30 protein-coding genes are annotated in these 26,813 nt (G+C 67.9%); 14 read left to right on the top strand and 16 right to left on the bottom strand.

Annotated features, from left to right (window positions below; genetic code table 11):
- Window positions 1-15 precede the first annotated feature (15 nt).
- The 4 genes from V5734_RS09800 to V5734_RS09815 form a co-directional block, all read right to left on the bottom strand.
- Entirely contained in the window at window positions 16-468 is a 453-nt protein-coding gene (locus V5734_RS09800; RefSeq protein WP_347313314.1) for a universal stress protein, read from the bottom strand.
- A gap of 53 nt (window positions 469-521) precedes the next feature.
- Entirely contained in the window at window positions 522-1,358 is an 837-nt protein-coding gene (locus V5734_RS09805; RefSeq protein ID WP_347313315.1) for an arginyltransferase, read from the bottom strand.
- 165 nt (window positions 1,359-1,523) lie between these two features.
- The gene (locus V5734_RS09810) at window positions 1,524-1,988 is read right to left on the bottom strand and encodes a DUF2852 domain-containing protein (RefSeq protein ID WP_347313316.1); all 465 of its coding nucleotides are present in this window, start codon (window positions 1,986-1,988) and stop codon (window positions 1,524-1,526) included.
- A 114-nt stretch (window positions 1,989-2,102) separates the two neighbouring features.
- Window positions 2,103-2,573, bottom strand: coding sequence for a YbaK/EbsC family protein (locus tag V5734_RS09815; RefSeq protein ID WP_347313317.1), 471 nt, complete (start codon window positions 2,571-2,573; stop codon window positions 2,103-2,105).
- Window positions 2,574-2,758: 185 nt separating this feature from the next.
- On the opposite strand from V5734_RS09815, the gene V5734_RS09820 reads away from it, so the two are divergent.
- The 3 genes from V5734_RS09820 (at window position 2,759) to V5734_RS09830 (ending at window position 6,500) form a co-directional block, all read left to right on the top strand.
- A complete protein-coding gene (locus V5734_RS09820; RefSeq protein ID WP_347313318.1) occupies window positions 2,759-5,587 on the top strand; it encodes a glutamine-synthetase adenylyltransferase in 2,829 nt (942 codons plus the stop codon).
- Entirely contained in the window at window positions 5,587-5,871 is a 285-nt protein-coding gene (locus tag V5734_RS09825; protein ID WP_347313319.1) for a hypothetical protein, read from the top strand. Before V5734_RS09820 ends, V5734_RS09825 begins: the two co-directional genes overlap by 1 nt.
- Before the next feature lie 158 nt (window positions 5,872-6,029).
- Window positions 6,030-6,500, top strand: a complete 471-nt coding sequence (locus V5734_RS09830; protein ID WP_347313320.1) for a hypothetical protein — start codon at window positions 6,030-6,032, stop codon at window positions 6,498-6,500.
- 40 nt (window positions 6,501-6,540) lie between these two features.
- On the opposite strand, the gene eda is transcribed toward V5734_RS09830, so the two are convergent.
- Entirely contained in the window at window positions 6,541-7,182 is a 642-nt protein-coding gene (eda, locus tag V5734_RS09835) for a bifunctional 4-hydroxy-2-oxoglutarate aldolase/2-dehydro-3-deoxy-phosphogluconate aldolase (protein WP_347313321.1), read from the bottom strand.
- 80 nt (window positions 7,183-7,262) lie between these two features.
- Window positions 7,263-9,083 carry a phosphogluconate dehydratase gene (edd, locus tag V5734_RS09840; RefSeq protein WP_347313322.1) on the bottom strand — a complete coding sequence of 607 codons (1,821 nt, stop codon included), beginning with the start codon at window positions 9,081-9,083 and terminating at the stop codon, window positions 7,263-7,265.
- Between the two features lie 215 nt (window positions 9,084-9,298).
- Here edd and V5734_RS09845 point away from each other — a divergent pair, with 215 nt between their 5' ends.
- The 3 genes from V5734_RS09845 to V5734_RS09855 all read left to right on the top strand — a co-directional run bounded on the left by V5734_RS09845 (window position 9,299) and on the right by V5734_RS09855 (window position 11,339).
- Window positions 9,299-9,469 (top strand): hypothetical protein, encoded by a 171-nt coding sequence (locus V5734_RS09845; protein WP_347313323.1) that lies wholly within the window; start codon window positions 9,299-9,301, stop codon window positions 9,467-9,469.
- 128 nt (window positions 9,470-9,597) lie between these two features.
- Window positions 9,598-10,800, top strand: coding sequence for an RSP_2647 family RNA methyltransferase (locus tag V5734_RS09850; RefSeq protein WP_347313324.1), 1,203 nt, complete (start codon window positions 9,598-9,600; stop codon window positions 10,798-10,800).
- Window positions 10,797-11,339 (top strand): RSP_2648 family PIN domain-containing protein, encoded by a 543-nt coding sequence (locus V5734_RS09855; protein WP_347313325.1) that lies wholly within the window; start codon window positions 10,797-10,799, stop codon window positions 11,337-11,339. The genes V5734_RS09850 and V5734_RS09855 overlap by 4 nt, the downstream gene beginning before the upstream one ends.
- A 61-nt stretch (window positions 11,340-11,400) precedes the next feature.
- On the opposite strand, the gene V5734_RS09860 is transcribed toward V5734_RS09855, so the two are convergent.
- From V5734_RS09860 to V5734_RS09895, 8 genes are all read right to left on the bottom strand, one after another.
- The gene (locus tag V5734_RS09860; RefSeq protein ID WP_347313326.1) at window positions 11,401-12,090 is read right to left on the bottom strand and encodes a M48 family metallopeptidase; all 690 of its coding nucleotides are present in this window, start codon (window positions 12,088-12,090) and stop codon (window positions 11,401-11,403) included.
- A gap of 30 nt (window positions 12,091-12,120) precedes the next feature.
- On the bottom strand, window positions 12,121-12,717 hold the full coding sequence (locus V5734_RS09865) for a DedA family protein (protein ID WP_347313327.1): 597 nt from the start codon (window positions 12,715-12,717) through the stop codon (window positions 12,121-12,123).
- A complete protein-coding gene (locus tag V5734_RS09870) occupies window positions 12,714-13,067 on the bottom strand; it encodes a hypothetical protein (protein ID WP_347313328.1) in 354 nt (117 codons plus the stop codon). Before V5734_RS09870 ends, V5734_RS09865 begins: the two co-directional genes overlap by 4 nt.
- On the bottom strand, window positions 13,064-14,245 hold the full coding sequence (locus V5734_RS09875; RefSeq protein WP_347313329.1) for a vWA domain-containing protein: 1,182 nt from the start codon (window positions 14,243-14,245) through the stop codon (window positions 13,064-13,066). Before V5734_RS09875 ends, V5734_RS09870 begins: the two co-directional genes overlap by 4 nt.
- Before the next feature lie 5 nt (window positions 14,246-14,250).
- On the bottom strand, window positions 14,251-14,415 hold the full coding sequence (locus tag V5734_RS09880) for a hypothetical protein (RefSeq protein ID WP_347313330.1): 165 nt from the start codon (window positions 14,413-14,415) through the stop codon (window positions 14,251-14,253).
- A complete protein-coding gene (locus tag V5734_RS09885; RefSeq protein ID WP_347313331.1) occupies window positions 14,412-15,779 on the bottom strand; it encodes a DUF2927 domain-containing protein in 1,368 nt (455 codons plus the stop codon). Before V5734_RS09885 ends, V5734_RS09880 begins: the two co-directional genes overlap by 4 nt.
- Before the next feature lie 4 nt (window positions 15,780-15,783).
- Window positions 15,784-16,239, bottom strand: coding sequence for a GNAT family N-acetyltransferase (locus V5734_RS09890; protein WP_347313332.1), 456 nt, complete (start codon window positions 16,237-16,239; stop codon window positions 15,784-15,786).
- Window positions 16,240-16,321: 82 nt separating this feature from the next.
- Complete coding sequence (locus V5734_RS09895) at window positions 16,322-17,161, bottom strand: AAA family ATPase (protein ID WP_347313333.1); 840 nt, start codon at window positions 17,159-17,161, stop codon at window positions 16,322-16,324.
- 181 nt (window positions 17,162-17,342) lie between these two features.
- On the opposite strand from V5734_RS09895, the gene dksA reads away from it, so the two are divergent.
- Window positions 17,343-17,765: an RNA polymerase-binding protein DksA gene (gene dksA, locus V5734_RS09900; RefSeq protein ID WP_347313334.1), complete on the top strand. Its 423-nt coding sequence runs from the start codon at window positions 17,343-17,345 to the stop codon at window positions 17,763-17,765.
- Window positions 17,766-17,842: 77 nt separating this feature from the next.
- Window positions 17,843-19,009 (top strand): FAD-dependent oxidoreductase, encoded by a 1,167-nt coding sequence (locus V5734_RS09905; protein ID WP_347313335.1) that lies wholly within the window; start codon window positions 17,843-17,845, stop codon window positions 19,007-19,009.
- A gap of 4 nt (window positions 19,010-19,013) precedes the next feature.
- On the opposite strand, the gene xth is transcribed toward V5734_RS09905, so the two are convergent.
- Window positions 19,014-19,793, bottom strand: coding sequence for an exodeoxyribonuclease III (gene xth / locus V5734_RS09910; protein ID WP_347313336.1), 780 nt, complete (start codon window positions 19,791-19,793; stop codon window positions 19,014-19,016).
- Between the two features lie 74 nt (window positions 19,794-19,867).
- Between xth and V5734_RS09915 the strand changes: the two genes are divergently transcribed.
- Complete coding sequence (locus V5734_RS09915) at window positions 19,868-20,305, top strand: EamA family transporter (protein WP_347313337.1); 438 nt, start codon at window positions 19,868-19,870, stop codon at window positions 20,303-20,305.
- A 16-nt stretch (window positions 20,306-20,321) separates the two neighbouring features.
- On the opposite strand, the gene V5734_RS09920 is transcribed toward V5734_RS09915, so the two are convergent.
- Window positions 20,322-20,654: a HesB/IscA family protein gene (locus V5734_RS09920; protein WP_347313609.1), complete on the bottom strand. Its 333-nt coding sequence runs from the start codon at window positions 20,652-20,654 to the stop codon at window positions 20,322-20,324.
- A gap of 71 nt (window positions 20,655-20,725) precedes the next feature.
- On the opposite strand from V5734_RS09920, the gene V5734_RS09925 reads away from it, so the two are divergent.
- The 5 genes from V5734_RS09925 to V5734_RS09945 all read left to right on the top strand — a co-directional run bounded on the left by V5734_RS09925 (window position 20,726) and on the right by V5734_RS09945 (window position 26,809).
- Complete coding sequence (locus tag V5734_RS09925; RefSeq protein ID WP_347313338.1) at window positions 20,726-21,916, top strand: deoxyguanosinetriphosphate triphosphohydrolase; 1,191 nt, start codon at window positions 20,726-20,728, stop codon at window positions 21,914-21,916.
- Window positions 21,917-22,195: 279 nt separating this feature from the next.
- Window positions 22,196-23,938 (top strand): arginine--tRNA ligase, encoded by a 1,743-nt coding sequence (gene argS / locus V5734_RS09930; RefSeq protein WP_347313339.1) that lies wholly within the window; start codon window positions 22,196-22,198, stop codon window positions 23,936-23,938.
- Window positions 23,939-24,022: 84 nt separating this feature from the next.
- Window positions 24,023-25,012: an SPOR domain-containing protein gene (locus V5734_RS09935; RefSeq protein WP_347313340.1), complete on the top strand. Its 990-nt coding sequence runs from the start codon at window positions 24,023-24,025 to the stop codon at window positions 25,010-25,012.
- Window positions 25,012-26,028, top strand: coding sequence for a glycoside hydrolase family 3 N-terminal domain-containing protein (locus tag V5734_RS09940; RefSeq protein ID WP_347313610.1), 1,017 nt, complete (start codon window positions 25,012-25,014; stop codon window positions 26,026-26,028). Before V5734_RS09935 ends, V5734_RS09940 begins: the two co-directional genes overlap by 1 nt.
- Complete coding sequence (locus V5734_RS09945) at window positions 26,021-26,809, top strand: segregation and condensation protein A (RefSeq protein WP_347313341.1); 789 nt, start codon at window positions 26,021-26,023, stop codon at window positions 26,807-26,809. Before V5734_RS09940 ends, V5734_RS09945 begins: the two co-directional genes overlap by 8 nt.
- Window positions 26,810-26,813 lie beyond the last annotated feature (4 nt).

The following is a 26,813-nucleotide window of genomic DNA, read 5'->3' on the forward strand; positions in this document are numbered from 1 at the left end:
CGCGGCGGGTCCGGTCTATTTGACTGTTAGCACCGGGCATTTCGCCAACAACTCGACACGGTGCGAAACGCCGCCGCGCAACGTCGCCTCGATGTTTCCCAGGCCCCGAGAGCCGATCACGATGATGTCGGCTTTCTTCCGGTTTGCCACATCGACAATGGTCCGGGCGACGGGGCCGGTTTCGACCCGCGTCTCGGCGTGCTCGATGCCCTTCTTGCGAGCGATCTTGGCGGCATGGTCCAGAAGGTCGCTCGACAGAAGCCGGATCGCCTCGTAGTCCGGCCCCTCGATGCTTTCGAGTTCCGCGTATTTGCGCAGTTCCTTGGAAAGCTTCGGAACCTGTAGCGGCTTGAGGACGGTCAGGATCATCAGTTCGGCCTTGCAGGCGACCGCGATCTCTGCCGCATACTCCACCGCCTTGATTGAATGAGCGGAGCCGTCGATCGCAACAAGCAGCTTCTTTATCATGGATTTATTTACCTCGAATGCGCGGACGTTTCGTTTTTTCGGTGCGCCTTTGCTCAGCCCCGCGTCGGCCGGGTTTCCGGCAGCGCGATGCGCGCCACCTGCTCGGCGATCGGGTCGACCGAAAGGGGATGCGTCTCGCCGGTATGGTCGGCCGGGTCGCCGATATCCTGCCAGCGGCCGTTCTTGTAGATCTCGAGCGCGTCGAAGCCGGCCTTGTAGCCCATCTTGCGGCTGCCCGGCACCCAGTAGCCGAGATACACATAGGGAAGCCCCGCGCGGCGCGCGATCTCGACATGGTCGAGGATGATATAGGTGCCGAGGCTGTCGCCGGCCTTGTCGGGCTCGTAGAAGCTGTAGACCATGCTCAGCCCGTCATCGAGGACGTCGGTCAGGCAGACGGCGGTGAGGATCCGCAGCCCGCCCGGTCCCTTCGGCGGCGCGGAATATTCGACGACGCGGCTCTTGACCGGCGTTTCCTCGATCATCGCGGCGAACTCGAAGATATCCATGTCGGCCATGCCGCCGTCGGAATGCCGGCTGTCGAGATAGCGGCGGAAGAGCCCGTACTGGTCCTCGGTCGCCCAGGGGCTGGTCGCATCGCGCCTGAGATAGGCGTTGCGACGGATCGTTCGCCTCTGGCTCTTGCTCGGGGTGAAGTCCGCGACCCGGATCCGGGCCGAGAGGCAAGCGGTGCATTCGGCGCAGGACGGACGGTAGAGCACGTTCTGGGATCGCCGGAACCCCTGCTTCGACAGCGCGTCGTTCAGCTTCTCGGCATTCTCGCCCTGAAGCGCGGTGAACAACTTCCGTTCCGACCGGCCCTCGAGATAGGGGCAGGGCTGTGGTGCCGTCACATAGAACTGGGGCGCTATGGGAAGCGTGTGGCGCATGATAGGCCGAGCGTGGCGGTTCAGAGCGGTCGTGTGATGTGGCGACGTTAGCAAGCGATCTTCCATCCGCCAAGCCCCGAGTTCGGGACAATTCCGCGCGTCTCCTTGGGGAAAAGGGCAACGGCCCGGCGGGGGCCGGGCCGTCGTCGCGGTTGCGTCTCGGGGTCAGTAGCGTCCCGGCTCCTGCCGGTCGGGGCTGCCGCCCGCGTCACCCGCGTCGCCGTCGCTGTCGGCCTCACGGGCCGCGCGGGCGCGTTCATCGAGGTACTGGTCGAACTCGGCCTTGTCCTTGCTTTCGCGCAGCCGCTTCAGGAAGCCCTCGAACTCCTCCTGCTCGCGCTCCAGCCGGTCGAGCGTGTCGGCCTTGTAGGCGTCGAAGGCGGTGTTGCCCGAGGATCGGAAGCCGTGCCGCCGGGCATGGCAGCGGGCCATGTGGGAATGGGCGTCGTGGCGGCCCCAGCCGCAGTTTTTCGAGAACATGCGCTTGCTCCAGATCATGTAGGCGAGAAGGAAGAGGCCGAGCGGCCAGAAGAAGATGAAGCCGAGCACCATGGCGGCGATCCAGGCGCCCTTGCCGCGATCGTCGAGCCAGGCTTCGGCCCGACCGGGCCAGGCGGCGATGGTGGACATGCGGGGTTCCTCCGTGGGGTTGATGTAAATCCGTTTCACATGACGAAAGATCGGGTGCCCCCGGCGCTTCGTCAAGAGGTATGTGAAAGATTTTTACATTGCTCGGGGGCGGGGCTATTCGGTGAAGTCCGCGACCTCGGCCCCTGTGGCCGCCAGAAGTGCATGCGGATCGACCGGGAAGATGTGACGTGGCGTGCCGGCCGCGCCCCAGACCGTGGGGAACTCCAGAAGGCGCGGATCGAAGTAACTGCGGATCGGCGTCAGGTGACCGACCGGGGCGACGCCGCCGATGGCAAAGCCCGTCTCGGCGCGGATCAGGTCGGCATCGGCCTTGCCGAGTTCCTGGCCTGCGACGGCGCTCGCCTTCGCGGCCGAGACGCGGTTGCCCCCGGCGGTGAGGAAAAGGACCACATGGCCCGTCGCCTCGCCCCGGAAGATGATCGACTTGGCGATCTGGTCGAGCGTGCAGCCCGCTGCCGCCGCCGCCTGCTCGGCCGTCCGCGTCTCGCCCGGCATTTCAAGGATCTCGCTGGCCAGCCCCGCCGCTTCGAGGGCCGCCGCAACCCGTTTCAGGCTCTTGCTCATGCTCTTCTGTCCGTTCCTGTCGCCAAGTCCGGGCATTCAAGCCATGACGCGGCGGCCTGTGCAAGGCCGCGTAGCATCGGGCGGCCGGGCACGGGCCGGTCGGGGCCGATCGCTTGCCCGCGCTTTTCCGTTTCGCGTTTGTGGCGGACCGTTGACGCTGCCCCGTTGCCAGATACTGTCAGGCCATGAATTTCGCATCCCGCCTGACCCGTTGCCCGATCCCGTTCGATCCCGCCCGGATCGACGAGGTGCGCACGCGCTTCGCGTCCCTCGGCCCCGAGCTTCGCGCACTTCTGGAGGGGACGGCGGGGTGCAGCCCCTATCTCGCCGGCCTTATGGAGCGCGAGGCCGACTGGCTTGAAACCGCCCTTGCCGGGGCGCCCGAGGTCGTGCTCGACGCGGTCCTCGCCGAGGTTGGCGCGGCACCGCCCGATACGCTTGGCTCCGCGCTCCGGCAAGCCAAGGCGCGGGTGGCGCTTCTCGCGGGGCTTGCCGATCTCGGCGGGGTCTGGCCGCTGGAAGCAGTGACCGGTGCACTGACCCGGCTTGCCGATTGCGCGGTGGACAGGGCGCTCCGCACCCTCGTCGCCGACGAGATCAGGCGCGGCAAGGTGCCGGGTGCGGTGCCCGAGGATGCCGACACGGCGGCGGGGATCGTCGCCATCGCGATGGGCAAGATGGGGGCGGGGGAACTCAACTATTCCTCCGACATCGACCTCATCTGCCTGTTCGACGATGGCCGCTACGATCCCGGCGACGTGCAGGAGGCGCGGGCCGCCTTCATCCGGGTGGTCCGCAAGATGACCGCGCTCCTCTCCGACCTCACCGCCGACGGATATGTGTTCCGCACCGACCTGCGCCTGCGCCCCGACGCCTCGGTGACGCCGGTCTGCATCTCGATGGCGGCAGCGGAACAGTATTACGAGGCGCAGGGCCGCACCTGGGAACGCGCGGCCTATATCAAGGCGCGCGCCTCGGCCGGGGATATCGCGGCGGGGGAGCGGTTCCTCCATGCCCTCACCCCCTTCGTCTGGCGCCGGCACCTCGATTTCGCCGCGATCCAGGATGCGCACGACATGCGGCTCCGGATCCGCGACCACAAGGGATTGCATGGGCGCATCGTCCTCGAAGGCCACGACATGAAGCTCGGCGTCGGCGGCATCCGCGAAATCGAGTTCTTCACCCAGACCCGCCAGCTCATCGCCGGCGGCCGCGACCCGGACCTCAGGGCCCGCGACACGGTCGGCGGGCTCGCCGCCCTTGCCGCGAAGGGCTGGGTGCCCGAGGCGGATGCGACCGAGCTGACTGCGCTCTACCGCGCGCACCGGGACGTGGAACACCGGGTGCAGATGGTCGGCGACGCCCAGACCCATGACCTGCCGGCGAATGCCGAGGGTTTCGATCGCATCGCGAGGATGTCGGGCGAGGGCGATACCGGGCGTTTCCGCGCGGATCTTCTTGATCGGCTGACACGCGTTGCCGAGCTGACCGAAGGCTTTTTCGCCCCCGGCGAGGCGCGCGCCGAACCCGAGATGAGCGATGAGGCGCGCGACATCGTCGATGGCTGGCGGTCCTATCCGGCGCTCCGCTCCGAACGCGCGGTGACGATCTTCAAGCGGGTCCAGCCGGAGATCCTCACCCGGCTCGACCGGGCCGCGAGCCCGGCCGAGGCGCTGCGGCAGTTCGATGGCTTCCTGGCCGGACTGCCCGCCGGCGTTCAGCTCTTTTCTCTGTTCGAGGCCAATCCGCAGCTTATCGACCTTATTGTCGATGTCTGCGCAACGGCGCCCGGCCTCGCGGTCTATCTGTCGCGCAATGCCGCCGTGCTCGACGCGGTGATCGGGGGCGATTTCTTCGCGCCCTGGCCGGGGACGGGGCCGCTGACCGCGCTTCTTGCCGAACGGCTGGCCACTGCTCGGGATTACGAGGCGCGGCTCATGGCGGCGCGGGTCTGGGCGCGCGAATGGCATTTCCGCATCGGCGTCCATCACCTGCGCGGGCTGATCGGCGCGAGCGCGGCCGGGCGCGAATATGCCGACCTTGCGGGTGCGGTGCTTGCCGCGCTCTGGCCGGTCGTGGTCGAGGAGTTCGCGGCCAAGCATGGCGCGCCGCCGGGGCGCGGGGCGGTGGTCCTCGGCATGGGATCGCTCGGGGCAGAGCGTCTGAACGCGGCCTCCGACCTCGACCTCATCGTGGTCTACGACGCGGCAGGCGTCGATGCGTCGGACGGCAAGCGGCCGCTCGCCGCGCGGGCCTATTACGCGCGGCTGACGCAGGCGCTGGTGACGGCGCTGACGGCGCCGATGGCCGACGGGCGGCTCTACGAGGTCGACATGCGGCTTCGCCCCTCGGGGCGCCAGGGGCCGGTCGCGACCTCGATCCAGTCGTTCCGCGACTACCAGATGACGGAGGCCTGGACCTGGGAACATCTCGCGCTGACCCGTGCCAGGCCGGTCGCGGGGGACCCGGACCTGGCAGACGAGGTCGAGGAGATCCGCCTCGCGGTTCTCGCCGCAAAGGGCGGCGCGCCGTCGGTCCTGTCGGACGTCGCGGAGATGCGGGACCGGATCTTCGCCGCCAAGGCGCCGGACGGCGCGTGGGAGGCGAAGATCGGTCCGGGGCGCTTGCAGGATATCGAGCTTCTGGCCCAGTCCTGCGCGCTTCGCGCTGCCTCTCCCGCGCGTCGGGTAGAGCCGCAGCTGCGCGCCGGGCTGCGCGCCGGCTTGCTGTCGAAAGAGGAAGAGGCGGCGCTTCAGGAAGCCTACAGGTTCCTTTGGCGGCTTCAGGCGGGGGGGCGGCTCCTGACCGAAAAGCCGCTCGACATGGACGCTGTCGGCGAGGGCGCGCGCGCATTCCTCATGCGCGAGACGGGGGCGTCGGATCTCGCCGGGATGGCGTCGCTGCTGGAGTGGCAGGTGGCGCAGGCCGCGGACATCATCGCCGCGACCCTCGGCATACCTGCGCGAGGGGTGGGTGAGGACGGACGGGACGGGGCCGGATGGGAAGGAAAGTGATGGATCTGACGGTTGCCGACCCCAAGGGGCTGATCCGGGAAAGCTATGCGATCGAGGGGATCAGCCTCGGCGAATGCCGGTCGATCTTCCTCGACTGGGCGCTCAGCCTCGCCGCCGGGACTGACACGCGCGAGGCGCTGCGCGTCCTCATTTCCCATTACCCGCCCGGCGCGCTCGGGCATCCGATGAACGGGGTGCTGACCGCCGGTCTTGCCGCCCCGCCGAAGCCCGCGCGCCGTGGCGGCCGCGCGGCACGGATCGCGCCGGACGCGGGAACCCGGTAACCCGACTCGGCGTCGTAAGGCCTTGCCACGTCGAAGATCCCGGGCCACGCAACCGTCGAATTTCCCGGATTTCGCCGCGCGAACACCGCAGCCGCGCCATCCCGTCGCCCGTTTGCGCCCGCATCCTGTGACCGTGCGGGGTGCGTGGTGACGGTATTATGCGGAATTATCATCCGATCCGACTGTTTGTACTGACATTCCTGCCGGGCGCAAGCTCAGCCCTGCTTCTCGGCCTTCTCGCCACGGCGAGTGCGCCGTCCCTCGCACCGGTGGTACTCTTGTCCTTCGGATTCCTCGCCTTCGCGCTGGCGGTGGGGTTCGCGGCCAAGCCGCCAAGACCACGGCGTGACGGTTCAGGTCGGGCCGGTCCCGTCCTGGCGCTTCTGGAGTTGCGGCGCAACCGCTGCCGATATGCCTTCGTCTTCGCGGCCGCCGCCGCTGGCTTCGCGGCTCTGGCACTCCGCCTCGCATTGGTACTGGGGATCGAGGTGCCGTTCGTGGTCAATACCGGGCACGTTCTTCTCACGCTCGCGGTGCTGTTCGTCTCGGCCTGGATCCAGATCGGCGAAGCCGCCTGTTCCACCGGTGCGGTGCGGCGCGCCTTTCTCGGCCATCGCGGCGAGGAGTGAGCGGCGAACCCCTGCGGCCGGCGACGGGCCCGGGGTTCGCTCAGCGTGGCAATTCCGATGCCGTGCGGGCCAGCGCCTCGATCGCGGCCCAGTCGCCTGCCGCTACGAGATCCTTGGGCGCGACCCAGCTTCCGCCGACACAGAGGACATTGGCGAGCCGGAGGTAGTCGGCGACGTTCCCGGGGCCGATGCCGCCGGTGGGGCAGAACCGCACCTGCGGGATCGGCGCGCCGATCGAGGCAAGCGCCAGCGCCCCGCCCGAAGCCTCGGCGGGGAAGAATTTCTGCACGGTGTAGCCCTTTTCGAGCAGCGCCATGACCTCGGTCGCCGTGGCGGCCCCCGGCAGGAGCGGCAGATTCTCCGCCTCGCAGGCGGCGAGAAGCCGGTCTGTCGCGCCCGGCGAGACGCCGAACCGCGCGCCGGCTGCTTTCGCGGCCTTCACATCGGCGGGCGTGAGCAGAGTGCCGGCGCCGACCATCCCGCCCGGCACCTCGGCCATCGCACGGATCGCGTCGAGCGCGGCCGGGGTGCGAAGCGTGACCTCGAGCGCTGGAAGTCCGCCCGCGACGAGCGCGCGGGCGAGGGGGGCGGCATCCTCGACGCGCTCGATCACGAGGACGGGGACGACCGGGGCGAGCGCGCAGATCCCGGCGGCGTGGCGGCTTTGTTCGGCTGGGGTCATCGCATCGTCCTTTCGGTCGCTTGGGCGGGGAGGGCGGTTGCCTCCGGCGGGAATATTTGGAGCAAGATGAAGGGCATAAGTCAAAAGAGCGCCGAGGCGCCTTCGGTGGCTGGGCCGACATTGCGGCGGAAGGCTTCGAAAAGTTCGCGGCCGGTGCCGTGGCGGTTCGCGGAGAGGTCGGGAACCAGGGGCGCGCGGGCGGCGAGGTCGATGCCCGTCGCGTCGAGCGTTCCGGCCGTCGCGTCGAGCCGGACGATGTCGCCGTCCCGGAGCCGCGACAGGGGGCCGCCGCACGCGGCCTCGGGGCTGACATGGATCGCCGCCGGCACCTTTCCGGACGCCCCGGACATGCGCCCGTCGGTGACGAGCGCCACCTTTAGCCCGCGGCCGAGGAGGACCGACAGGATCGGCGTCAGCGAATGGAGTTCCGGCATCCCGTTCGCCTGCGGCCCCTGGAAGCGGACGACGACGACGGTGTCGGAGGTGAATTCATCACGCTGGAAGGCCGCCTTGACCTCATCCTGGCTGGAGAAGAGGCGCGCGGGGGCCTCGATCACCCGGTGTTCTTCGGCGACGGCCGAGATCTTGATGACGGCACGGCCGAGATTGCCGGTCAGTTCCTTCAGCCCGCCCGAGGCGGCGAAGGGATCGCCGGCCGGGCGCAGGATACGGTCGTTCAGGCTTTCCTTGGGGCCGGCGCGCCAGCCGAGGCTGCCGCCGGTCAGGACGGGTTCCTCGGCGTATCGCGCAAGACCGTCGCCCGCGACCGTGCGGACATCGGGGTGGAGCAGACCGGCGTCGAGAAGCTCCCCCACCATATAGGCGAGCCCGCCCGCAGCGTGGAAGTGGTTCACATCCGCCAGCCCGTTCGGATAGACCTTGGCCATCAAGGGGACGATCCCCGAGATCGCGTCGAAATCCTCAAGCTCCAGCAGCACACCCGCCGCCCGCGCCATTGCCGGCAGATGCAGGATCAGGTTGGTCGAGCCGCCGGTCGCCATCAGCCCGACGATGCCGTTGACGAAGGCGCGCTCGTCGAGGATCTCCCCGGCCGGACGGTAGTCGTTGCCGAGCGCGGTGATTGCCGCGGCGCGCTCCACCGCCGCCGCCGTCAGCGCCTCGCGCAAGGGGGTGCCGGGGTTGACGAAGCTCGCCCCCGGCAGGTGGAGGCCCATGAATTCCATCAGCATCTGGTTGGTGTTGGCGGTGCCGTAGAAGGTACAGGTGCCGGGGCCGTGGTAGGAGGCCATCTCGGCCTCCATGAGCTTGTCGCGCCCCACCTCGCCCGCGGCGAATTGCTGGCGGACCCTCGATTTCTCGTCATTTGGCATGCCCGAGGTCATCGGTCCCGCCGGGACGAAGACCGCCGGGACATGGCCGAAGGTCGCCGCCGCGATCACGAGGCCCGGCACGATCTTGTCGCAGACCCCGAGATAAAGCGCCGCGTCGAAGCAGTTGTGGCTGAGCGCCACGCCCGCCGCGAGCGCGATCACGTCGCGCGAGAAGAGCGACAGTTCCATTCCGGCGCGGCCTTGCGTGACCCCGTCGCACATCGCCGGCACGCCGCCCGCCACCTGCGCGGTGGCGCCCGCCTTGCGCGCGGCGGCGCGGATCAGTTTGGGGTAGTCCTCGAAAGGCTGATGGGCGGAGAGCATGTCGTTGTAGGCCGTCACCACCCCCAGATTGGGCGCCCGTCCGCCCGCGAGCTCGGCCTTGTCATCGCCCATCGCGGCATAGGCATGGGCCTGGTTGCCGCAGCTCAGATGCGCCCGGGCCGGGCCGTCCTCGGCAGCGCGCCGGATGCGGTCGAGATAGGCGGCGCGGGAGGTGGCCGAGCGGGCGCGGATGCGGTCGGTGATCTCGGTAAGGCGGGGGCTGACGGGACGCGGGTTGGCGGGCATGGCTTTACTCCTCGGCTGTCCGGATCCGGGTGGACATGGCGGCGGGTTCGGCTCTAGCACATGTTGTTAGCGCTAACAACAGAAAGCTCCGGGCCGATGCGCACCGGTGCAGCCATGCCGGGCGCACATGGCGGGGTTTCGGATCTGTTCGTAGTGCTGCGCCGCAGCATCACCTAGCTTTGATATCAATGATAGCGTAATCAAAGGAGCCTGACATGGCCTCCCAAATCAAGACTGAAATGCCGAAAGCGGTGGATATCAATGCCGTCGTGATCGCCGCGCGCGCCCGGCAGTCCGAGGCTGTGGCCGAACTGCTGCGTGACGCCGGCCGTGGGATCCTGCGCCTGTGGGCGCGGCTCCATACCCGGAGTCAGGCGGCGCACTGATCCGCAGGATTGCTCGGTCGATGCCCCCGGCTGAAAGGCCGGGGGCGCTGCTTTTTTGGCACTCCGCTCTTCCGTCGCGACCGCCTTGGGGCTAGGTGTCTGACACCCTTTTCAGACGGACGCGCCAGATGACCGACGCCCATGACATGCCTACCGTCCGCCTCCGGCCCAAGGCCGAGGTGCGCGCGATCCGCCACGGATTTCCCTGGGTCTATGCCGACGAGCTGGTGACCGACCGGCGCACGCAAGCGCTCGCCCCCGGCGCCATCGCGCGGCTGGAGGACGCAGAGCGCCATCCGCTTGGCATCGTCACGGTCAATCCGAAGTCGAAGATCATCGCCCGGATGCTCGACCGCGATCCGGCGGCGGTGATCGACGGCGGCTGGATCGCGGCACGGCTGGCCCGTGCGCTTTCGCTGCGCGAACGGCTCTACGGGGCGCCCTTCTACCGGCTTGTCCATGCCGAGGCGGACGGGCTTCCGGGCGTCGTGATCGACCGTTTCGGCGATGCGGCGGTGGTGCAACCGAACGCGGCCTGGGCCGAGGCGATGATCGGCGACCTCGCGGACGCGCTCGCCTCCGTCGCCGGCGTCACGACGATCATCAAGAACGGAACCGGCCGCGCGCGGGGCCTGGAAGGATTGTCGGAGGAGACGCAGATCCTTTCAGGGGCACTCGATGGTCCGGTTCCGGTGCCGATGAATGGCGCCACCTACATGGCCGACCTTCTCGGCGGGCAGAAGACCGGGCTTTTCTTCGATCAGCGCCCGAACCACGCCTTCGCGGCGTCGCTGGCCAGGGGGGCGCGGGTTCTCGACGTCTTTTCCCATGTCGGCGGGTTCTCGCTCGCGGCGCTCGCGGCGGGGGCAGAGCGCGCGCTTGCGGTCGATGCCTCTGCGTCGGCGCTTGAGCTTGCGGAAGCCGGGGCAGGGGCGTCTGGCAGGGCCGACCGTTTCACGACGCGCAAGGGCGATGCCTTTGCGGTGATGGAGGCACTGGCGGAGGAAGGGGCGGTCTTCGATCTCGTGGTCTGCGATCCGCCGGCCTTCGCGCCGTCGAAGCCGGCGCTTCAGGCCGGGCTCCGTGCCTATGAGCGGGTGGCGAAGCTCGCCGCGCCGCTCGTGGCGCCGGGGGGCTTTCTCGGGCTCTGTTCCTGCTCTCATGCGGCCGATCTCGCGCAGTTCCGCAATGCCTCAGCGCGCGGCATCGGGCGCGGCGGGCGGCGGGGACAACTGCTCCACACCGGATTTGCCGGGCCCGATCACCCGCAATTGCCGCAACTGGCCGAGAGCGGTTACCTGAAGGCGCTCTTCTTCCGGCTCGACGGATGAAGGTGCTGCTGGACGCCTGCGTCCTCTATCCGACGGTCCTGCGCGAGATCCTCATCGGGGTCGCGCGGGCGGGGCTTTTCACCCCGCTCTGGTCGGAGCGCATTCTGGAGGAATGGGCGCGGGCGACGGTGAAGCTTGGCCCCGGCGCCGAACTGGTGGCGCGGGGCGAGATCGCCGCGCTCCGGGCCGAGTTCCCGAAGGCCGCCGTGGCGCCGCGCGAGGGGCTGGAAGCGCGGCTCTGGCTGCCCGACCCGGCCGATATCCACGTTCTCGCCGCCGCCATCGCCGGCAATGCCGACCAGATCCTGACCTTCAACGCCGCCGATTTTCCGCGCAACACGCTCGGCGAGGAAGGGCTTCGGCGCGAAGACCCCGACGCGTTTCTCCTGTCGCTCTGGAATGACCGTCCCGAGGCGATCAAGGGCGTTGTCGAGGCGGTGCGGGCGGAGGCGGAGCGTCTGTCGGGCGAGGCTCAGCCCCTTCGTCCGCTTCTCAAGCGCGCCCGCCTGCCGCGCCTTGGCAAGGCGCTTGACCGCTGATCCGCCAGGCGGCGAGGCCCGCATGCAGGCGACGTGATCCGACGCGGTTATTGCGCCTGCCTTACGGCGTCACGCCCCATTTCCGCTCGTTCGCGACGATCGCGGCGATCCGGTCCTCGGTCTTCGGATGGCTCATCAGCCAGGCCGGGCTACCCGCGCCGCCCATGCCGGTCAGGTGGCCGAGCTTGTCGAACAGCGACTTCTGCGGCCCGGTCCCGATCCCGGCCTTGACGAGAAGCGCCGAGGCCCACTCGTCCGCCTCGTATTCGTCTTGGCGGCTGAGCCGCGCGGCGAGAAGCGAGGTGACGAGCCCGGCGAGCCAGACGCCGATGCCGGGCAGAAGGCGGCCGAGCACCGTCGCCAGCAGCACCCGGATCGCGTTCTGGCCGGTGAAGTCGATCATCCGCCGCCGGGAATGGCCGAGGGCGACATGTCCAAGCTCATGGGCGATGACGCTGGCCAGTTCCTCGGCTGTCACCGCGCCCTCGCGGAACTTCTGGTAAAAACCGCGCGTCAGGAAGATCCGGCCATCTGGTGCCGCAAGCCCGTTCACCGGCGCGATCTCGTAGATATGAACCGGCACGCGTGCCACACCGAGCGCCTTTGCCAGCCGCGACGTCACGGCGAGAAGTGCCGGGTCCGCGAGCGGCGAGGAGCGGGCATCAAGCTCGCGCGCCGTCCGCCAGGCCGAGAAGCGCCAGCAGGCGAGGGCGTAGAGGAGGGCCAGGAGGATGGGCAGGAATCTCAGCATGGCACCAATATGGGCATTCCCGCCCGCCGCTCAATGCGCGTGATCGCGAAGGCTCGCCTTCAGCCACAGGCCGAGCCCGAGCATCGCGGCCAGCCCGCCGACGAGGCCAAGGCCGGAGGAGAGAAGATCGCCCGCCGCTTCAAGATTGCCGGCGAATGCGTGTCCCATCCCGATGTAGAGCGCGACCCAGACCGCTTCTCCCGCGATGCTCCAAAGCGTGAACCGCAGCCACCGCAGTCCGCCGGCGCCGGCGGCGAAGTTCGCCCAGGGCCCGACCGGGCTGAAGAGCCAGCGGGTGAGAAAGATCGCGACATCGCCGCGCCGGTCGAGGATCGCGCGGGCGCGGTCCAGCGCCTTGGCCCGTGACGGCTTGCGCCCAAGCCGGGACAAAAGCCCCGGCCCACCGGCGCGGCCCGCGGCAAAGCCAGCCTGATCGCCGATAACCGCGCCGAAAAGGGCGGCGGCGATCGTCGATACAAGCCCGAGATCGCCGGAGGCCGCGAACCCGCCAGCGGCGAGCATCATCATCGAGGACGGCACGGGCAGCGCAAGGCAAGAGAGAAACGTCGTCGCGGCCAGAAGCCAGAGCCCGTATTGGGGAACGAGCGACAGAAGCCAGTCGGTCATTGCCCCGCCTGTCCGGCCCTGAGCGCGGCAAGGGCGGCCTCGACATCGGCAATCACGGTCGCGACCGGCTCGCCCCGCGCCGCGGCGATTTCGGCCAGCGTGCTTGGCCGTCCGGGTGACGGAGCAATGCCCAGAACGGCGGCCAGATCGTCGCGCGGGACGTTCCAGCTCCGCGCGACATAGCCGGGCGTCATCCATCCCGCCGGGTGCTGATCGCGATGCGCCGGGTCCGACCAGTAAAGCGCGAAAAACAGAAGGCGGGCAGCGAAGAAGAGTGTGACGGCAGCGGCGGCAAGGAAGGCCAGGAAGACGGCCCGATGGCCATGCCAGAGGCGGGTGACAACCGTCACGTCAACGCCTTAACCGCCCGGCCGATCCCGTCGAGCGTCAGCGGGAACATCCGGTTCTCGAAGATCTGCCGAATCATGGCGACGGACTGCGTGTATTGCCACTCCCGCTCGGGCAGGGGGTTCAGCCAGACATTGGACGGCCACTGGTCGCGGGCGCGGCCGAGCCAGACCTGCCCGGATTCCGCGTTCCAGTGTTCGTTCGCGCCGCCGGGATGGGCAATCTCGTACGGCGACATCGAGGCGTCGCCCACGAAGATCGCCTTGTAGTCGCCGCCATAGGTCCTGAGGACCTCCGCCGTCGGGGTCTGCCGGTCCCAGCGCCGCCGGTTGTCGCGCCAGACGCCTTCGTAAAGGCAGTTGTGGAAGTAGTAATATTCGAGATGCTTGAACTCGGCCCGCGCGGCGGAAAACAGCTCCTCCACGACCTTGATGAACGGGTCCATCGAGCCGCCGACATCGAGAAAGAGAAGGACCTTCACCGCGTTGTGCCGCTCGGGCCGGGTCTTCACGTCGAGATAGCCATGCTCGGCCGTCGCGCGGATCGTGCCGGGCAGGTCCAGCTCTTCGGCGGCGCCTTCGCGCGCCCAGCGGCGGAGGCGTTTCAGCGCGACCTTGATGTTGCGGGTGCCAAGCTCGACCTGGTCGTCGAGGTTGCGAAAATCGCGCTTGTCCCAGACCTTCACCGCGCGCTGGTGGCGGCTCTCCTTCTGGCCGATCCGCACACCTTCGGGATTGTAGCCATAAGCGCCGTAGGGCGAGGTGCCCGCGGTGCCGATCCACTTCGATCCGCCCTGATGCCGGCCCTTCTGCTCCTCAAGCCGCTTCTTCAGCGTTTCCATGAGCTTGTCGAACCCGCCCAAGGCTTCGACCTCGGCCTTCTCCTTGGCTGTCAGTGTGCGTTCCAGCATCTTTTCGAGCCATTCGCGCGGCAGGTCTATGGCGTCGAGCACCTGATCGGCGCTGATCGCTTCAAGCCCCTTGAAGGCTTCCGCGAAGGCGCGGTCGAACCGGTCGAGATGGCGTTCATCCTTCACCATCGCGGTGCGGGCGAGGTAGTAGAACCCGTCGATGTCATAGGTGACGAGGCCCGCCGCCATGCTTTCCAGGAACCCCAGATATTCGCGCAAGGAGACCGGGATACCGGTCTTGCGCAGGGTTTCGAAGAAGCGCAGGAACATCCGCCTCAGCTCATGCGATAGTAGAGGATCGTCGTGAAAAGTCCCAGAATCGCAAAGAAAATCGCATGGGCGATCGCATATTGCAGCTTGTCGAAGCGGTTGCCGCCCCGGCGCGCGGCACGGACCCATCCGATCGCGGCGCCCGCGACAATGGCTGCGAAGAAGATCATTTCTGCCTCATTCTCGTCGCCGGCGACAGCGCCGCGATGTTCATCAGCCGAAGGCGCACCTCGGCGTCGGAGGCAAAGCCATACCGTGCCCAGCCGAGACTGTCGAGCCGCACTTGCCGCGCTTCGGAGGCGCGGCCGACGAGGTCGAGCGCTTCCGCCTTGACCATAAGGAGGCTTGAGAGAAGGGCCGCGTTCTCGGCCGCGGCGGCAAGGGGCAATGAACGGTTGGCGCGCAGGATCACCTCCTCGGCCTCCCCGTTGGACAGCGCGAAGGCGGCGAGCTGCATGTCGGCATGGGCCGCTTGCAGCGCCAGTTCGGGGCGGCTTTCATAGATCGCCGCGGCTTCGCGGAAGGCGATCTGCGCGGTTTCCGCGTCATGGCCCAGGGAAAGCCGGCCGAGCGCCAGCCAGGCAAAGCCGGTGCGGGTGTCGCGCCATCCGCGCGCTTCGGCGATGTCGAGCGCCTCGCGCGCGGCCACGCGCCGGCGCGGCGCAAAGGTTCCCGGACCGAGCGCGGTTTCGATCGCTTCGGAATAGGCCCTCGGCGTCGGGTCGGGAAGCGGCGCGCGCCCGCGCTCTCCTGCCGGGTTGAGGCGCGCCAGGAGGGCCGGGAGCCTGGCCGCGACCTCGGGCGCCGTCATGCCGCTTCTGAGCTCGGGCGCATAGGTCACGCGCAGCATCAGCATGTCGAAACCGGTCAGGACGGTATGGATGTTATCGTCGTTGAACACGGAATCAGGGAGACGGTAGAGGTCGTTCAGGGGACCGAGCGCCTGGGCGAGTTCCTCGTGAAGGCAGTCGCGGACCTCCTGCGGGGCGGTATCGTTCGGGATGAAGATCGCCGCCACGTCGCGGTGGGTCAGGGTGGCCCAGTCGAGGTCCGCCCGTGGCGCCCGGCGGTAGGCTTCCCAGGACCCGACGCGGGGGGCAACGAAACAGGCCGCGCGCGGCACCAGCCGCTGCATGACCTTTCGCGGCAGGAACTCCACGGTGATCTGCGCCGGCCCGTCCGGGGCCGAGGAAATGTCGATGCCGGCCTCGTTCCGCAACCGGGCCAGCAGCCGGCCGAGATCCTCGGCTGCCGTCGGCGGCGCCACGCCGGTCATCCGGACATGGATCGGTTCCTCGAACCGCGTCAGGACGGGCAGCGCGCGGCCGCTTTCAAGAGAGAAGGACAAGTCCATGAAATCGCGCGCCATCTCGGCGTTCGATCGTTGCGGTGGTGGGGCTGCGGTTGCCGGAAAGCGCCGCATCGGCGGGAGGTCGGGAACGGCCGTGGCGCCGGGCTTAACACCAGCCGTTGGCACCCCGCCGCAGGACGACAGAAGGAGGGCGGCGAGGCAGACGGTCAGGAGGCGGCGCAAAGGCTCACACCCGTTTGTACTTGATGAAGGGGGTCTTCTCGCCGATCCGGTCGTAAAGCTGCCGCGCGGTCGTGTTGAAATCCTGCGTCAGCCAGTAGACGGAGGCGGCGCCTTCGGCATCGGCCGCCGCATAGACCGCCTCGATCAGCGCCCGTCCGATTCCTTGCCCGCGCGCCTCGGGGTCGGCGAAAAGGTCCTGGAGGTAGCAGGTATCGGCGACGGCCCAACAGGTGCGGTGGAAGAGGTAATGGGTCAGCCCGACCGGCTTTCCGTCGAGAACCGCCAGGAACCCCCGGAACTCGCCGGCGCCGCCGGAGAGCAGCCGGGCGAAGGTTTCCTCGTAGACCGCATCGGGCAGTTCGGTCTCGTAGAAGGCGAGATAGGCGCGCCAAAGCCGGCGCCAGTCGGCGGCATCGCCTGGTTCGATCGGGCGGATCACGAGCGTGTCTGGACGGGCCATGCCTTCCCTCTTGCGGTTGACGCAGGCTAGCCTGCCTTCATCGCGCCGACCAGCCCGGCGGGGCGCGATTTTCCGCCTGCCTTCAGCCCCGGTTTCGGGCAAGAAAGGCGAGGCGTTCGAAGAGATGCACGTCCTGTTCGTTCTTCAGGAGCGCGCCGTGCAGCTTTGGCAGCAGACTCGCGCTGTCGCGCTTCAGGTCCGCGGGCGCGAGGTCTTCGGCGAGGATCAGCTTCAGCCAATCCAGCACTTCCGAGGTCGAGGGCTTCTTTTTCAGGCCAGGCGTTTCGCGGATCTCGTAGAACTGGGTCAGCGCGGTGGCCAGCAGGTCATCCTTGATGCCGGGGAAGTGGACGTCGACGATGCGCTTCAGGGTCTCGGCCTCGGGAAAGCGAATGTAGTGGAAGAAGCAGCGGCGGAGGAACGCGTCGGGCAGTTCCTTTTCGTTGTTCGAGGTGATGATGATCACCGGCCGGTGCCTGGCGCGGATCGTTTCGCCGGTTTCGTAGACATGGAACTCCATCCGGTCGAGTTCCTGCAGAAGGTCGTTCGGGAACTCGATATCGGCCTTGTCGATCTCGTCGATGAGAAGGACGACCTTGGTCTCGGCTTCGAAGGCCTGCCAGAGCTTGCCCTTGCGGATGTAGTTCTTCACGTCGTGGACGCGCTCGTCGCCGAGCTGGCTGTCTCGAAGCCGGCTGACGGCGTCGTATTCGTAAAGGCCCTGCGCCGCCTTGGTCGTGGATTTCACATGCCATTCGACCATCGGCAGGCCGAGAGCGGTTGCCACCTGGCGGGCCAGTTCGGTCTTGCCGGTCCCCGGTTCCCCCTTCACCAATAGCGGGCGTTCCAGCGTGACTGATGCGTTTACGGCGACAGTCAGGTCCTCCGTCGCGACGTACTGATCGGTTCCGGTAAATTTCATAACATTTCTGATAAGATGGAGGGGGATGCTCGGCGCAGTCTTACCCCCGCGATCAATTTGCCGCAAGTCGGGCCGTGCACTAGTGACATCCCCCGCCGCTTGGGCTATGGGAGCGCGCAAGGAGTGCCGGATGAATATCAGCGACCTAAATTCCAAGTCCGGACCGAAGAACGGAGCAGATATGAAGGCAGAAATCTTTCTACCCGATGACTACCGTCCGGCCGAAGACGAACCCTTTATGAATGAGCGTCAGCTCGAATATTTCCGCCGGAAGCTTCAGGTCTGGAAGGAAGAACTGCTGGAACAGTCGGCCGAGACGCTGGAAGGCTTGCAGGACAGCGCCCGCAACGTGCCCGACATCGCCGACCGCGCCAGCGAGGAAACCGACCGGGCTCTGGAGCTCAGGACCCGTGATCGCCAGCGCAAGCTGGTGTCGAAGATCGACGCGGCGCTCCGGCGGATCGACAACGGCGAATACGGGTACTGCGAGATGACCGGCGAACAGATCTCGCTCAAGCGCCTCGATGCGCGGCCGATCGCCACGATGACCCTCGAGGCCCAGGAAAAGCACGAGCGGCGCGAGCGCGTTCACCGCGACGACTGATCCCCGGAGCCAGGGGATGTGGAATTCCGGCACCGGGGTCGCAGGACTCCGGTGCCGTTGCTTTTGAAGGAGTGGCGATGCTCGACGGACGACAGGTGACGGTGCTCGGGGCCGGGATCGCGGGACTTGCCGTCGCCCGGGCGCTGGCGCTGCGCGGGGCCGAAGTGACGGTGCTGGAACAGGCGCCCGAGATCGGCGAGGTCGGCGCAGGTTTGCAGATTTCGCCGAACGGGGCGCGTGTGCTTGAGGTGCTCGGGCTTGGCGATGCCCTCTCAAGCGCCGGCATGCGGGCGAGGGCGGTGGAGTTGATCGACGGCGAGACTGGGGGGCGGGTCGTTCGCCTCGACCTCTTGCGCGACCGGCCCGATCAGGCGTTCCGCTTCGTCCACCGTGCCGACCTGATAAATTGCCTCGCAACGGGTGCCCGGGCCGCGGGCGTCACGATCCGGCTCTTGCAGAAGGTGGAAACCGTCACGCTCGGCAAGCACCCGCCACGGGTCACCACTTCGCAGGGGGCGGAGATCGAGGCGGGCCTTCTCATCGGCGCCGACGGGCTCCATTCGAAGCTCCGCGCCGCCCTCAACGGCACGGTGGCGCCGTTCTTCACCCGGCAGGTCGCGTGGCGCGCGACCCTTCCGGCGGAACCGGGTATCGCGCCGGTCGCCAAGGTCTATCTCGGACCGGGCCGCCATCTCGTGACCTATCCGCTGCGGGGCGGGACGCTCAGAAATATCGTCGCGGTCGAGGAGCGGGGAAAATGGGCCGAGGAAAGCTGGTCCTTGACCGACGACCCGCTCGCCCTGCGCATCGCGTTCGAGGGGTTCGTGCCGGAAGTGCGCGGCTGGCTCGACCGGATCGAGCGGCCAAATCTCTGGGGCCTTTTCCGCCATCCGGTGGCGCCGAAATGGCACGGGCAGGGGGCGGCGATCCTCGGCGATGCCGCGCATCCGACGCTGCCCTTCCTCGCCCAGGGGGCGAACATGGCGCTGGAAGATGCCTGGGTGCTGGCCGGCTGTCTGGCCGAAGACGAACCCGACGCCGCCTTCGCCACCTACCAGGCGGGGCGCATGGCCCGGGTGCGGCGCATCGTCGAGGCCGCGAATACCAACGCGCGCAACTATCACCTGTCAGGGATCCGGCGCGACATCGCCCATGCCGGCCTGCGTCTCGCGGGTCGTTTCGCACCGGACCGCCTTCTCGGCCGGTTCGACTGGCTCTATGGCCACGATGTGACGGCCGGCTGAGAATTCAGGCGTCGAGGTCGACCCAGACCGGGACATGGTCGGACGGCTTGTCGCCACCGCGCACCGCCTTGTCGATCCCGACATCGCGCATCAGGTCGGCCGCCTGCGGGCTGAGCAACAGATGGTCGATGCGAATGCCGTTGTTCTTCGCCCAGGCGCCGGCCTGATAGTCCCAGAAGGAATAGTGGCCGGGCCGGGGTTCGCGGGTGCGGAACGCCTCGGTATAGCCGAGATGAAGGATGCGCCGGAACGCGGCGCGGCTCTCGGGGCGGAACAGTGCATCCTCGACCCAGGCGTCGGGCCTGGCCGCATCCTCGGCCTGCGGGATCACGTTGTAGTCGCCCCCCATGACGACCGGCATTTCCTCGGCCAGAAACTCGGCCGCGCGGGTCTTCATCCGCGCCATCCACGACAGCTTGTAATCGTATTTCGGCCCCGGCGCCGGATTGCCGTTCGGCAGGTACAGCCCGCAGAGGCGGACCGCGGTCTTGCCCACCACCGTCGCCTCGATCCACCGGGCCTGTTCGTCCGCCTCGTCGCCCGGAAGGCCGCGCGTTACATCCTCGAGTGGCAGCTTCGACAGGATCGCCACCCCGTTGAAGCTTTTTTGCCCGTGGGTCTCGACGAAATAGCCGCGATCTTCGAACAGATCGCGCGGAAAGGCCTCGTCGACCGATTTGATCTCTTGCACGAGAACGACATCGGGGCTGGCTTCGTCGAGCCAGGCGGGAAGGGCCTCGGCGCGCGCTTTTATGCCGTTGATGTTGAAGGTCGCGATTTTCATGGTCTTCCCCGCTGGTTGCGGCCTATCCTGCCCCGGCCGCACGACGGGCACAAGGGAACGGAGGTAGGGCAGACATGGCATTCCTGACGTCAAGCTGGCAGATCTGGGCGATCCTTGCGGCGCTGTTCGCCGCCGCGACCGCGATCCTCGCCAAGATCGGTGTCGATTCGATTGCGCCGGACCTCGCGACGCTGATCCGCACTGTGGTCGTCGCTGTCCTGCTGACGGGACTTGTTCTCGCGACCGGGCAGGGGCGCGGGCTGGGCGCCATCGCACCGCGGTCCTGGCTGTTCCTGACGCTGTCGGGCTTCGCGACCGGGGCCTCGTGGCTGTGCTATTTCCGCGCACTGAAGCTCGGCCCCGCCTCTCAGGTCGCGCCCATCGACAAGCTGAGCGTCGTCTTCGTCGCGCTTCTGGGCGTTGCGTTTCTGGGTGAGCGCCTGTCGCTGACCGCCTGGACCGGGATTGGGCTCATAACGGCAGGGGCAGTTCTGGTCGCCGTCGGAAATTGAACCCACGCGACGCGCGTCAGATCGAGAAACTCGTCCCGCAGCCGCAACTCGACGTGGCGTTCGGGTTGTCAACCACGAAGCGCGCGCCGATCAGTTCCTCGGTGTAGTCGATGACGGCATTTTGCAGGAAGGGCAGCGACACGCTGTCGACAAGCACCTTTTGTCCGCCCCCTTCGAGGATGAGATCGTCCGGCGCGGCATCGTCGAGCCGGATGTCGTATTGAAACCCGGAACAACCGCCTCCCTCGACCGCGACGCGAAGCGCCTTGGCCTCGCCGGCTGCCGCGTTGATTTCGGCCAGCCGCGCGAAGGCGCGCGGGGTCACTTTCGGGGGCAGGGTCAGCTCCATCGCGGCAACCTGTGTCAATTCCTCACCCCATCATATATGACGAAGCCGATACGCTACAAGAACCGGACCCGATGACCCTAGCCCCCTATGCCTGCCATCCCGACGACAGCCGGGGCCGGCAGTTCCGCGAAACCATGTCCACCTTCCGCTCGCCGTTCCAGCGCGACCGCGACCGGATCATCCATTCCTCGGCCTTCCGGCGGCTGAAGCACAAGACGCAGGTGTTCGTGGAGCATGAGGGCGATTATTACCGCACCCGCCTGACCCACACGATCGAGGTCGCGCAGGTCGCCCGGACCATCGCGGGGACGCTCGGGCTCAATGTCGAACTGGCCGAGGCCGTGGCGCTCGCCCACGATCTCGGCCATCCGCCCTTCGGCCATACCGGCGAGGATGCGCTGGCCGAACTGATGGCGCCCTACGGCGGGTTCGATCACAACGCGCAGGCGATCCGGATCGTTACCCGCCTCGAACGGCATTATGCCGATTTCGACGGGCTGAACCTGACATGGGAAACGCTCGAAGGCATCGCCAAGCACAACGGCCCGGTCATCGGCCCCCATGCCAGCGGGTCGCATGCGGTGAAGGAGGGCGGCGAGATGCCCTATGCGCTGGCCGAGTTCAACGCGGGATACGATCTGGAACTCCATACCCATGCCTCGGCCGAGGCGCAGGTCGCCGCCGTCGCGGACGATGTGGCCTACAACCACCACGACCTGCATGACGGCCTGCGCGCGGGGCTTTTTACCGAAGCGGATCTGATGGAGCTTCCCGTCACCGGCCCGGCCTTCGAGGAGGTGGACAGGCTCTACCCGAACCTCGATCCCTCGCGCCGGCGGCACGAGGCGCTGCGGCGGGTGTTCGGGGTGATGGTGGAGGACGTGATCGCCGTCGCCCAGAACCGGCTTCAATCGAGCCAGCCGCAGTCGGCGCAGGCGATCCGCGAGATGGACGGGCCGATCATCCGCTTCTCGAAGCCGCTTTATCAGAACCTCAAGGCGATCAAGGGCTTCCTCTTCACCCGGATGTATCGTGCGCCCTCGGTCGTCGCCGAGCGGCGGCGCGTCACCGCGATGATCAACGACCTTTTCCCGCTCTTTCTCGACGATCCCGCGCTTTTGCCGGCCGAATGGCGGGCCGACGTGGCGCGGGCAAAGGACCGAACGCAGCTTGCGCGCGTGGTGCTGGATTATGTCGCCGGAATGACGGATCGTTTCGCCATTCAGGAACACGAGCGGCTTTGCGGCCCCTCGCCGGGCTGACCGGGGAGCGATCCGGGGCGGTCGAAGCGGTTGCGAGCGAAGGTTTGACCCCGGTTTCGGCCTTCGCGCGCCACCGGCCTCGTGCCCGAATTAAGCCGCGACAACATCGTGCGGCTCGGTCGTCAGAAGGCTGAGAGACCTCTGCCCGGCACCGGGGTCATCTTCCCCGGCCCGCCCGGCGAGGATATCGGAGAGGCGCGCGAACGGGGCCTGAACGGGGCCAAGGATTGACGCGGCTGCCCGCCTCTGGCATGGCCGAGCCAATCACAGAGGTATGACATGAACCTTTTTGCCGAAATCCGGTCGCTGGTGATCGCCAGCCTGGACGACATGGTCACGGCGGGCGAGTTGCCCGCAGGGCTCGACACCGCCAACGTCGCGGTGGAGCCGCCGCGCGACGCCGCGCATGGCGACATGGCGACCAACGCCGCGATGGTGCTCGCCAAGCCCGCCGGGATGGCGCCCCGCGCCATCGCCGACGCTCTCGCCGCGCGGCTCGTGTCCGATCCCCGCGTAGTCACCGCTGAAGCGGCGGGCCCCGGTTTCCTCAACCTCCGCCTCGCGCCCGCCGTCTGGCAGGGCCTGGTCAAGGCGACGCTGGTCGAGGGGCGCGACTTCGGCCGCTCGACGCTCGGGCAGGGCGCGCGCGTCAATGTGGAGTTCGTGTCAGCCAACCCGACCGGCCCGATGCATGTCGGCCATACCCGCGGCGCGGTCTTCGGCGATGCGCTGGCGAGCCTTCTCGACTTCGCCGGCTACGCCGTCACGCGCGAATACTACATCAACGACGGCGGCGCCCAGGTCGATGTGCTCGCCCGCTCCGCCTATGAGCGTTACCGCGAGGCGAACGGCCTTTCGCCCGAGATCGCCGAGGGGCTTTATCCCGGCGATTATCTTATTCCCGTGGGGGAGGCGCTAAAGGCGAAATACGGCGACAGCCTTCTCGACAAGCCCGAAAGCGTATGGCTGGCCGATGTCCGCGAATTCGCGACCGCGGCGATGATGTCGATGATCCGCGAGGATCTGGCGCTTCTTGGCGTGACGATGGATGTCTACTCCTCGGAAAAGGCGCTTTACGGCACCGGCAAGATCGAGGCCGCGATCGAGACGTTGCGCGGCATGGGCCTCATCTACGAGGGCACGCTGGAACCGCCGAAGGGCAAACTGCCCGAGGATTGGGAAGAGCGCGAACAGACGCTCTTCCGCTCAACCGCGCATGGCGACGACGTGGACCGGCCGGTGAAAAAGTCGGACGGCTCCTGGACCTATTTCGCGCCCGACATCGCCTATCACTACGACAAGGTCACGCGCGGCTTCGATCAGCTGATCGACGTTCTCGGCGCCGATCACGGCGGATACGTGAAGCGGCTGAAGGCGGTGGTCTCGGCGCTGTCGGACGGCAGGGTGCCGCTTGAGGTCAAGCTTATCCAACTCGTGAAGCTCTGGAAGAACGGCGAGCCGTTCAAGATGTCGAAGCGGGCCGGAACCTTCGTCACGCTTCGCGACGTGGTCGAACAGGCGGGCGCCGACGTGACCCGGTTCGTGATGCTCACGCGGAAGAACGATGCCGCGCTCGATTTCGATTTCGACAAGGTGCTGGAGCAGTCGAAGGACAATCCGGTCTTCTACGTCCAGTATGCCCATGCGCGCGTGTGTTCGGTGATCCGCAAGGCGGGGGAGGCCGGCATCGCCGCCGACGACGCGACCCTTGCCGGGGCCGACCTCACCCTGCTCTCGCACGAGGCCGAGATCGGGCTTGCCAGGAAGATCGCCGAGTGGCCGCGCCTGGTGGAGATCGCCGCGCGCGGGCAGGAGCCGCATCGGGTGGCCTTCTACCTCTACGAGATCGCGTCCGACCTCCACGCGCTCTGGAACCGGGGGAACGACGATGCCTCCTTGCGGTTCCTTCAGGCGGATGCGGAGACGAGTCAGGCCAAAATCGCCCTTGCGCGGGCGGCGGGCGTTGTCATTTCCGCAGGTCTTGCTATCCTTGGCGTGACCCCAGTGGAAGAAATGCGCTGACCGACAGGCGCCGCCGCCGGGGCAAGGCAGGCAAGACGCGGACCCCACCGGCCCAACGGTGGCGGTCGACGAGCGAGGCAGAGCATGGCGGACGCGGATTTCGACGAATTTGACGCCTATCGTGCCCATCGGCCGGCTTCGGCGGGGCAGGGTGGACGGATGCAGAGATGGATGAACGGCGCCGGCGCGGTGACTTCGGTCGCGCTGATCGCCGGGCTTGGCTTGTGGGCCTACAACCTCGCCGTCCGCGACGTGCGGGGTGTACCGGTGATCCAGGCGCTGGAAGGCCCGGCGCGGGTGGCCCCGGACGATCCGGGCGGCGAACTTGCCGTCCATCAGGGCATGGCTGTGAACGAGATCGCGGCCGACGGGACGGCGGGCGATCCGGCCGACCGGCTGACCCTCGCGCCGCGTCCCGACGGACTTGCCGAGGAAGACCAGCCGATGGGGGAGCTTGCTGCCTCCGCGGAAGACAGTGTTCCGCCGACCTTGCTGCCGTTGACCGCGCCGGGCAGCGACTTCACCGAAGCGCCGGTGGCCGACGCCCCTGGCGTGGAGGCGCCGGTGCTCGCCGCGCTGCGCCCGGATGAACCCTTGCCGGACGGCCCGGTCGAGGGCGTACCGCTGGATGCCGGAATCGAGGAACCACGCGCCTCTGCAGAGGCGATTTCCGCCGACATCCCCGGCGTGTCGGCGTCGCTGCGCCCGGCGGCTCGGCCCGCATCCGATGTCGATATCGACGCAATGGCCGAAGCGGCCGCCGCCGCCGTCGCGGCCGCGCTCGCGCCGCAGTCTCTCGACGTCGCGCCCGACACTTTGGCCGAGGGCACGCGGCTGGTGCAGATCGGCGCCTATCCGGACGAGGCGCGGGCCCGGCTCGAATGGGACAAAGCTTCCGCCCGCTTCGGTGCGCTTCTCGACGGCAAGCGCCGGGTGATCGAGGCTGCGACGAGCGGCGGCCAGACCTTCTACCGGCTTCGGGTCGAAGGGTTTTCCGATCTCGACGACGCGCGGCGCTTCTGCGCCGCGCTCAAGGCCGACAACGCCGAATGCGTGCCCGCCGTGGTGCGCTGATGCCCGAAGCGGCTTCGGCCACGGTCCTTGGGTGCGAAGGCCCCGTCCTGTCAAAGGACGAGGCCGCGTTCTTTCGCGACTCGGACCCCTGGGGCTTCATCCTTTTCGCCCGGAACGTCGAGACGCCCGGGCAGCTTCGCCGCCTGACCGCAGACCTCAGGGCAAGCGTCGGCCGCGACACGCCGGTGCTGGTCGATCAGGAGGGCGGGCGCGTGCAGCGATTGCGCGCGCCGCACTGGCGCGAATGGCAGCCGCCGCTGGACGAGGTCGCGGCGGCCGGGGCGGCGCGCTATGAGCGTGCGCTCTGGCTCCGCTACCGGTTGATCGCGGAGGAGTTGCGCGCCGTCGGGATCGACGCCGATTGCGCGCCGAGCGCCGACATTGCCGGGCCGGACACCCATCCTTTCCTGCGAAACCGGTGCTTCGGCGACAACGCGGCCACGGTAGCCAGGGCGGCGCGGGCGGCGGCCGAGGGGCTCCTGTCGGGCGGCGTTCTTCCGGTGGTGAAGCACATGCCCGGTCACGGTCGTGCGGTCGTGGACAGCCACCTCCACCTGCCGCGCGTCTCGGCACCGCTCGACGACCTTGCAGTCACGGATTTCGCGCCCTTCTCGGCACTCGCCGATCTGCCGATGGCGATGACCGCGCATATCGTCTTCGACGCCCTCGATCCCGGCCGTCCGGCCACCTCCTCTCCCGCCGTCATCGCCATGATCCGCGACCGGATCGGGTTCGGCGGATTGCTTCTCAGCGACGACCTGTCGATGGAAGCGCTGTCCGGGTCGATCGGCGAACGGGCGGGTTCGGCCATCGCGGCGGGGTGCGATATCGCGCTTCATTGCAACGGCAAGCGGCCGGAGATGGAGGCGGTGGTCGCCGCCGCCGGCCGCCTCGGTCCGGCCGCCTCGATCCGCGCCGAGGCGGCACTGGCCTGCCGGCAGACACCTGATCCCATTGACACCGCCCTTCTGGAGGCCGAATTTGAGGCGCTTTCGAAGGGACGGGCGTATGGCTGAGCCGGACGGCTTTCAGGAAGACACGGTCACGGTCAGCGACCGGCTCGCGGCCGAGGCGCTGATCGTCGATGTTGACGGGTTCGAGGGCCCGCTCGACATCCTGCTGACCCTGTCGCGGACCCAGAAGGTCGATCTGCGGAAGATATCGGTCCTGCAACTGGCCGAGCAGTATCTGAATTTCGTCAATCAGGCCAAGGCCCTGCGCATCGAGCTTGCGGCGGATTACCTGGTGATGGCGGCCTGGCTCGCCTTCCTGAAGTCGCGCCTACTCCTGCCGCCCGATCCCACCGACGAAGGCCCGTCGGGCGAGGAACTGGCCGCACATCTCGCCTTTCAGCTCGAACGCCTTCAGGCGATGCGCGAGGCGGCGGCGCGGCTCATGGGACGCGACCAGAAGGGGCGCGATTTCTTTGAGCGCGGCATTCCCGAGGATGTGACGCGCCTGAGGAAGGTCACCTACAGCGCAACGCTGCTTGACCTCATGCAAGCCTATGCACGCATCCGCACCCATGACGAATTCCGGCCCTACGCGATGGACCGCCACCATGTCTTCACTATGGAGCAGGCGCTGGAGCGGATGCGCGGGCTCATCGGTTTCGCCGGTGACTGGACCGATCTTTCGTCCTATCTTCCCGACGGCTGGACTGCGGATCCCGCCCGGCGACGTTCCGCCACCGCCGCGACCTTCGCGGCCTCCCTCGAACTTGCCAAACAGGGACGGATCGAGTTGAGACAGGCCGACACCTTCGCGCCCATCGCCATCAGACGGAAAGAAACGTGACCGA

Source organism: Defluviimonas sp. SAOS-178_SWC (assembly GCF_039830135.1).
In the GTDB taxonomy this organism is placed as follows: Bacteria; Pseudomonadota; Alphaproteobacteria; order Rhodobacterales; family Rhodobacteraceae; genus Albidovulum.